The organism is Zobellella aerophila, assembly GCF_039539325.1.
GTDB classification, from domain to species: Bacteria; Pseudomonadota; Gammaproteobacteria; order Enterobacterales; family Aeromonadaceae; genus Oceanimonas; species Oceanimonas aerophila.
The window spans coordinates 129624-137999 of the sequence record NZ_BAABCX010000006.1 but is presented as its reverse complement, the minus strand read 5'-3'; the positions used below and the strand labels follow the sequence as shown (position 1 = coordinate 137999).

Annotated in this window: 6 protein-coding genes; 5 read left to right on the top strand and 1 reads right to left on the bottom strand. The window is 57.7% G+C overall.

Translation table 11 applies throughout. From position 1 onward, the window contains the following. From ABD806_RS16365 to ABD806_RS16350, 4 genes are all read left to right on the top strand, one after another. Nucleotides 1–207 (top strand): hypothetical protein (locus tag ABD806_RS16365; RefSeq protein WP_344959863.1); only part of this gene is annotated, 207 nt, incomplete at its 5' end. 124 nt (nucleotides 208–331) lie between these two features. Then, nucleotides 332–3205 (top strand): RNA polymerase-associated protein RapA, encoded by a 2874-nt coding sequence (gene rapA / locus ABD806_RS16360; RefSeq protein WP_344959862.1) that lies wholly within the window; start codon nucleotides 332–334, stop codon nucleotides 3203–3205. A gap of 19 nt (nucleotides 3206–3224) precedes the next feature. Next, nucleotides 3225–3887, top strand: coding sequence for an RluA family pseudouridine synthase (locus tag ABD806_RS16355; RefSeq protein WP_344959860.1), 663 nt, complete (start codon nucleotides 3225–3227; stop codon nucleotides 3885–3887). A gap of 31 nt (nucleotides 3888–3918) precedes the next feature. Next, nucleotides 3919–4872, top strand: a complete 954-nt coding sequence (locus ABD806_RS16350) for a D-2-hydroxyacid dehydrogenase (protein ID WP_344959859.1) — start codon at nucleotides 3919–3921, stop codon at nucleotides 4870–4872. Nucleotides 4873–4935: 63 nt separating this feature from the next. Here the strand turns inward: ABD806_RS16350 and djlA are convergent, their stop codons facing one another. Continuing rightward, nucleotides 4936–5760: a co-chaperone DjlA gene (gene djlA, locus ABD806_RS16345; protein WP_344959858.1), complete on the bottom strand. Its 825-nt coding sequence runs from the start codon at nucleotides 5758–5760 to the stop codon at nucleotides 4936–4938. Between the two features lie 270 nt (nucleotides 5761–6030). On the opposite strand from djlA, the gene lptD reads away from it, so the two are divergent. After that, on the top strand, nucleotides 6031–8373 hold the full coding sequence (gene lptD, locus ABD806_RS16340) for an LPS assembly protein LptD (RefSeq protein ID WP_344959857.1): 2343 nt from the start codon (nucleotides 6031–6033) through the stop codon (nucleotides 8371–8373). The last annotated feature ends 3 nt before the right edge of the window (nucleotides 8374–8376 follow it).

Genomic DNA, 8376 nt, shown 5'->3' with positions numbered 1-8376 from the left:
TTTAATTCGTCAAGCGCTGAAGCAAACTTTATTTCGTTTTGTTTCAACCCTTGTGACCGTGAGCGGCTTGCCCCGTGTCAGTGGATGCGCATTATAGGGAGCCGCGATTTTTGCGCAAGGGCTTTTTGCAAAGAAAAAACCGTTCGCTCACTTTTAAATCAATCGACGTTTTTTACGGCTGTTCACTACCGTTTTTATCTAGGCTAAAGAGAGTTGTTCATCCGGGATGACAATCATTTACTGACAGCACCGATTGCCGGATGCAGCCTAGGGTGCCTTAAGGTAAGATAGCGCCCCTTTTTTATCCCCCCTCTGCAGCTTGGAGAATTGAATGCCTTTTGCCCTCGGCCAGCGCTGGATTAGCGATACAGAAACCGATCTGGGGCTGGGAACCATAGTCGCGATCGATGTGCGCATGGTTACCATGCTATTTCCTGCCTGCGGTGAAAACCGCATGTACGCCAAGGATGATGCCCCCGTGACCCGGGTGATGTTTAATCCGGGCGATACCATCAGCAGCCATGAGGACTGGGAACTGCAGGTCGAGTCGGTAACAGAGGAACACGGGCTGCTGACCTACCATGGCATACGCCTGGATACGGAAGAGCCCGGCACACTGAAAGAAACCTTTCTCAATCACTTTATTAAACTGAACAAACCCCAGGAACGGCTGTTTGCCGGACAAATAGATAAAATCGGCCGTTTCAACCTGCGCTATCAGGCACTTACGCATCAGTTTAATCAGCGTCGTTCACCCCTACGGGGCCTAGCCAGTGGCCGGATCAGCCTGATCCCTCACCAGCTGCATATTGCCCGTGAAGTGGGCAGCCGTTATGCCCCCCGGGTACTACTGGCCGACGAAGTGGGTCTGGGCAAAACCATAGAAGCCGGCATGATTATCCAGCAGCAATGGCTGTCGGGTCGCGCCTCCCGCATCCTGATCCTGGTACCCGATGCACTCATCCATCAGTGGCTGGTAGAAATGCTGCGCCGTTTTAACCTGCATTTCTCCCTGTTCGACGAAGAGCGTTGCATCGAAGCTTTTGCCGATGCTGAAAACCCCTTCGACACAGAGCAGCTTATCCTGTGCAGCCTGGATTTTATTACCAAAAAGCGTAAGCGCTTCGAGCAACTGCTGGACAGTAACTGGGATCTGCTGGTGGTGGATGAGGCCCATCACCTGGTGTGGGATCAAGACAAACCCAGCCGTGCCTATGAAGTGGTCGAGGCCCTGGCCGAGCATATTCCCGGGGTACTGCTGCTGACCGCCACCCCCGATCAACAGGGTCATGAGAGCCACTTCGCCCGCCTGCGTCTGCTCGATCAGGAGCGTTTTTACGACTACGAAGCTTTTCTGGCGGAAGAAGAATCCTACCAGCCCCTGGCCCGCGCCGCCGAAGACCTGCTGACCGACCAACCGCTCGGTAAGGAGGCAATGGCCCGTCTGGCACCTTTTGTCGATGGACTGGAGCAGGCGGATCTGAGCTGTGTTGAAGACAAGCACGCCCTACTCAATCGCTTGCTGGACCGCCACGGTACCGGCCGGTTGCTGTTCCGCAACACCCGCCACGTGATCAAGGGCTTTCCATCCCGCCAGTTGCACCTGTATAGCCTGCCGCTGCCGGCCCAGTACCAGACCGCCATCCGGGTGGCCAACCTGATGGGCAATCATCAGGATATCTCGGCCCAAGCATTGCAGGCCCTGTATCCGGAAGAAATTTACCGCCAGTTTGAAGGCGGTGACAGCGCCTGGACCCAGTTCGACAGCCGGGTGGACTGGTTGCTGGAATTTGCCAAAGCCAAGCGCAACGACAAGATCCTGGTGATCACCGCCAAGGCCGGCGTGGCCCTGGCGCTGGAAGATATTCTGCGCACCAAGGAAGGTATTAGAGGCACAGTGTTCCACGAAGGCATGTCGTTGCTGGAGCGGGACAAGGCCGCCGCCTACTTTGCCCAGATGGAAGGCGGCGCCCAGGTGATGATCTGCTCTGAAATTGGCTCGGAGGGACGTAACTTCCAGTTTGCCCACCAGCTGGTGCTGTTCGACTTGCCGTTGAACCCGGATCTGCTGGAGCAGCGTATCGGCCGCCTCGATCGCATCGGCCAGCAGCATAATATCGATATTCATGTGCCCTACCTGGAAGGCACGGCGCAACAAGCGCTGACGCTCTGGTATCACCAGGGCATGGACGCCTTCAGCAAACCCAATGCCGTCGGTCAGCCCGTGTATCAGCAGGTATCCGAGCAATTGTTGTCCCTTCTTGCCGGGCACGGCCAGGATCAAGACGCGCTCGATGCCCTGATTAACGAAACCAGGGTATTGGCCGGGCAGTTGAACAGCCAGATGGAGCTGGGCCGTGATCGCCTGTTGGAACTGAACTCCAGCGGCGAACTCCATAACCAAGGGCTGGCCGCCACCCTGGCGGATGTGGATAAAGATCCGACGCTGGCCATCTTCGCCATCAAGTTGTTCGATGAAGTAGGTGTCCATCAAGACGACAGGGGAGAGAATGCGATAGTGCTGCGCCCCACCGAACAGATGCTGGTATCCCATTTCCCGGGTTTGCCCGATGACGGCGCCAGTATCACCTTTGACAGGGAAACCGCACTGAGCCGGGACGACCTGCAATTTGTCAGCTGGGATCATCCGATGATCCGTGGCGGCATCGATCTGGTACTGGGTTCGGAAATCGGCTCCACTGCGGTGGCAATCCTGAAAAACAAGGCATTGCCGGTGGGGACCCAGTTTGTCGAACTGGTCTATGTGGCGGAATCGGCCCATCATGCCCAACTCTACCGCTTCCTGCCCCCCGCCCCCATCCGCCTACTGCTGGACAAAAACGGCAATAACCTGGCGGACAAGGTGGCCTTTGAAGCCTTCGATCGCCAGCTCAGCGCGGTCAATCGCCACCTGGCCAGCAAACTGGTCAATGCCTCCCAGACGGTGATCCATGGCCTGTTGCAGGCAGCCGTGCCCATGGCCGAGCAACAGATGCAGGTGCTGGTAGAACAGGCCCGGACGCGTATGCAGGAATCCATCGGGGAGGAATTGTCCCGTTTGCAGGAACTCAGCCGGGTCAACCCCAATGTGCGCGAGAGTGAACTGCTTCATCTGCAGGAGCTGCAAACCGAGCTCGACAATCTGTTGAGCCACACCCGCTTAAAACTGGATGCCATCCGTTTTATCGTTGTCAGTCACCAGTAACCAGGGATCCAGCAGCATTATGGCTTTACTCCGTTATGATCCGCCCACGGATCCCCAGTTCGAGATCCTGTATCAGGACAACAGCATTATCGTGCTCAACAAGCCCAGTGGCTTGCTGACGGTACCTGGCCGGGAGCGCGTGCATTGGGACAGCCTGTCGTTGCGGGTGCAAAGGGTGTTCCCGACCCTGCAGGTGGTTCACCGCCTGGATATGGCGACCTCGGGGGTGATCGTCATGACGCTGCATCCCAAGGCCCACCGGGAGCTGAGCCGTCAGTTCCGCGAGCGGGAAACAGTCAAGCGCTATTATGCCTGGGTCTATGGTCAGCCCGAGCAGGACAGCGGCAGTGTCGACTTGCCGCTCTGCTGTGACTGGCCGAACCGGCCCCGGCATATGGTCAACCTGGAACAGGGTAAGCCGGCCCTGACCCACTGGCGCTGCCTGCGCAGGCTGCCCGACTGCAGCCTGATCGAGCTGACCCCCATTACCGGTCGTTCCCACCAACTGCGGGTACATATGCTGAGCATGGGGCACCCGATCCTGGGCGATAATCTGTACGCCGAAGGCGCCGCCCTGGAGATGGCGCCCCATCTGCAGCTGCATGCCGCCGAGCTGGGCTTCAAGCATCCCAGGACCAAGCAATGGCTGCAGTTCAGTGCCCCGGCGCCCTTTGCCCTGTAAACCTGATCACATAAAACTGAAGGAATAGAGGATGAAACTGGCTTTTCTCGACACCGACACCTTGGCCCCGGGCATCCATTTGCGGCCGCCCGGCTTTGCCCATCAATGGCAAGGGTATGGGCACACCCTGCCCGAGCAGGTAATGCAACGGCTGGCCGATGTCGATATCGCCATCGTCAACAAGATCAAACTGACCCGGGAGCTCCTGACCGCCCTGCCCCGGCTCAGGCTGGTCGCCATCGCCGCCACCGGCAGTGATAATGTGGATCTGGCAGCTTGCCGGGAGCTGGGGATAGCGGTTTGTAATATTCGCGACTACTCCAGAAACTCGGTACCCGAGCATGTACTGGCACTGATCATGGCGCTGAGCCGTAACCTGCTGGCCTACCATAAATCGGTGCAGGCCGGCCGCTGGCAGGCGTCGGGACAATTCTGCTACTTCGATTACCCGATCCGGGATCTGGCCGGGCAAATCCTGGGCCTGATCGGCTACGGCACCATAGCCCGAGATGTGGAAAAGCTGGCCAAGGCGCTGGGGATGCAGGTGATGGTCGCGGCCCGTAAAGGACAGGCCGCCAGCCCTGGTCGGGTCGAGTTCGATGAATTATTAACCCGGGCCGATATCATCAGCCTGCATTGTCCGCTGAACGCCGACACCCGACATCTGATAAGTCACCGGGAGTTTGAGCTGATGCGTCCTCACAGCCTGCTGATCAATGCCGGCCGCGGCGGCCTGGTGGATGAAGATGCCCTGCTCACCGCCCTCGCCCGGAGGCAGATAGCCGGCGCCGGCTTCGATGTGGTCAGTGAGGAGCCGCCGGCGCCCGAACATCCGCTGATGAAGGCCGCCCGACAATACCCCAACTTTATCCTCACCCCCCACGTTGCCTGGGCCAGCCAGGCCGCCATGCAGCGTTTGGCCGACCAGTTGATCGACAACATAGAGGCCTTTGTGGCCGGGCGGGAGCAGAACCGGCTGGTTTAAAAACCGGGAACTCGGGATTGGGGATTTGTGAGTCCCCGCTCCCTAATCCCCATTCACACTCTTTCAGCGGATATTGCGTACCGCCTTGACCGTTTCCCAGGCCTGCTGGATTTCCTGGGCCTTTTCCTTGGCCATTTCCATCATCTCCTTGGGCAGGCCCTGGGATACCAGCTTGTCCGGGTGATGCTTGGACATCTGCCGGCGATAGGCGCGCTTGACCGCATTATCGTCGGCCCCCGCCTCTATCTCAAGGATACGATAGGCATCCCGCAACCGGTCTTCCGGCGCCTGGGTATAGGCACCTGCTCCCGCCTTCCCCCCGCCCTGCCGGAACATATGCAACTGCGCCTCGGCAAAGGCCAGCAAGCGTTCCAGATCGGCGGCGGAAAAGCCCAGTTCGGCGGCGATGGTATGTAAAATCTGTCGTTCGGCCGGATGCAGCTCGCCATCGGCAAACGCCAACTGCAGCTGGACCTCCAGGAAAAAACGCAGCAGGTTGCGGCTGTCCCTCACCTGCCGGCGGAAACGACGCAAGGTGTCATGCAAGGGAAAGTCCGCCGCCTTGCCTTCCCGGAACGCCTGCTGCGCCTGCACTTTTTGTTCTCCCTGCAGGCGCATTTGCGCCATCAGGTGTTCCGCCAGCCGGATTTCCTGGCTCGACACCTGACCACTTGACTTGGCGATATGCCCCATGGTGGCAAAAGTGGCATACAAGAATTCGGCTTGAGCCCCCTGCTGGCTTTGCCAGGCATTGGCTAGTTTTTTATCTACCAGATGACCCAGCCATAACCCCAGCAGGGCACCGGGAATATTGCCGATCAATAAACCGAATAAAAAACCGATCAACTTGCCTTTAATACGCGCCAGCATCGCATTATCCCATTGCATCACAGTCACCATGCCGTTGCCCACGGCAACCAGGGCCCGAGCCGATCAATGAAGGTGCTGTGCAGGAAAGCCAAAATAGGAGAAAAAGAGTGTCATTCATGAGCAGGGTCCGGATCAGAAAAACAGCAGCAAGGCTGGGTCATAGTGCTGACGGCAAGAATGCATTATCATAGCCAGCTACCATAAAGTAATGACACCAAAAGCTCAACCAAGCTGAGCCCCGGAACACAGACCGGTGTCGCCAAGACCCGTGGATGCGAGCGCTAACAAATGAAAATACGGATTATCGGCTTTCCCCTTGTGTTATTTACCGGCCTGACTCCCGCTTTAACTCAGGCGCAAACACCAGAAGATGAGACACCCTTTTCATTCAGCCGTTGCTTTAGCCATGTGCCCCAGCGTATCGATGCCTCCGCCAATGCCAACCAAGCCCCCATCGAAGTAACGGCAGACAACCTGGAAGCCACCCAGGATGGCAAGATCCTGTACCGGGGTGAGGTAAATGTTGCGCAGGCCCATCGCACCTTTCGAGCCGATTACGCCGAACTCGATCAACAAAGCCGGGATGTGCTGGCCGAAGGTAATATTCGTTATTCCGATGGCAGCATTACCGTGCTAAGCAACCAAACCCTGACATCCAACCTGGACAGCAAAGACACCGTACTGGATCAGGCCCGCTACCAACTGCACGGCAATCCCGGACGGGGAGGGGCCGAGCAGGTGCGGATGACGGACAATACCAATAGGGTAGCGCTGGATGGTGCCAGCTATACCACCTGCCCCCCCGGCGAAGAGGTCTGGGAGTTGCGCGCCAGCGAAGTCAAGGTAGAGCAGGATCAGGTGTTCGGCGAAGCCTGGAATGCAGTGCTGTGGGTCGAGGAAGTGCCGGTGTTTTACTTTCCCTACTTCAAGTTTCCTGTGAAAGACCAGCGGCAAAGTGGTTTCCTGTACCCGACCCTGGACATCAGCAGCGATAACGGCACCGATGTCAGCTTGCCTTATTACTGGAACATCGCCCCCAACTATGATGCCACTTATACCCCGCGCTATATGAGCGAGCGCGGCCTGATGAGTCAGCTGGAGTTCCGCTATATGCCCGTAGAGGGGCAAAGAGGCACGCTTTATGGCGAGTATCTGGGCAACGATGACAGCCTGGTCAACACCGAACTGGAAGATACCTCCCGCTGGTTGTTTAACTGGCGACACAATGCCCACTTCGATGCCGAGAATCATTGGCGTGCCAGGGTCGACTATACCAAAGTGGCAGGCGGTGACTTCAACTATCTGGATGATTTTACCCCGCCGGTCGGGGTACTGGTCGATGACCAGTTGCTGCAATCCTTCCAGGGAGGCTATTACGACCGGGCCTGGCAACTGACGGCGGAAGTGCGCGACTACCAAATCCTCAAGCCCGATACCCTAGCCCCCTTTCAGCTGGCACCCAGCCTGGATTTGACCGGCTATCGGGGCTACGGCTGGTATGATCTCAGCCTGAACTCGGAACTGTCCCAGTTCAACAATGATCGGCCGGATGTGTTTGAGGCCAACCGCCTGCATATAGAGCCCAGTGTCATCGTCTCCCTGATAGAAAAACCCGGGGGCCTGCTGACCGCCGAGGCCGGTGCCTATTACACCCATTTTGAGCAGGACGTACCCGACACCCTGGCTTCCTATTACCAAGATCGTGGCTTTGTCAGCGATCGGCTCGATGCCAGTGTCGATCGCCTGCTGCCCAAGTTCCGGGTCAGGGGCAACCTGGTGTTCGATCGTGAAACCCAATGGTTCGAGCAAGCTTTCACCCAAACACTGGAACCCCAGCTCCAGTATCTTTACGTGCCCTACACCGACCAGGACAATATCGGCCTGTATGACACTACCAGTATGAGCCAGGACTACTACCAGCTGTTCAGCGAACGGCGCTTTGCCGGCCTGGACAGGATCAGTGATGCCAACCAGATGACCGCCGGTTTTACCAGCCGCATCTATGACCAGCTGGGCACCGAACGACTGCGGCTGGCCCTGGCCCAGACCTATAACTTTGTCTCCCCCCGGGTCGGACTGCTGCCCACCGATACCCCCAGCGAGGTCAAGCGCTCCTTCCTGACCTTTGAAGGCGATGTCAACCTGGACGGCAACTGGTTTGTCCATGCTTCGGCCCAGCAGGATACCCGCGAACAGCGGCTGGCCTCCGGCAACATGACCCTGGAATACAACGAGCAGGGCAAGCTGGCCCAGATAGGTTTCCGCCACCTGAACCAGGACTATTTCCAGGACACCAGCCTGGAGGACGATCTGAATCAGCTGGGCGGCACCTTTTCCTGGCCGCTGGACCCCCAGTGGCGCATGATCGGCGGCTATTACCGGGATATTGAACTCAATCGCAATATCGATACTCTGATAGGACTGCGCTATGACTCCTGCTGCTGGGCTATCAGCCTGACCTGGGAGCAATGGCAAAAAACGGACAAGCTCGCCAACCAGGTGAATCAGGAAACCAGTATCGGCCTGCGCTTTGAACTGAAAGGCCTGAGCTCCCTGGGCACCGGCAGCGGTGACTTCGGCCCTGGTTCCCAGTTATTACCCTATTACCGTCCGTTTAACCTCAATGACTAATTT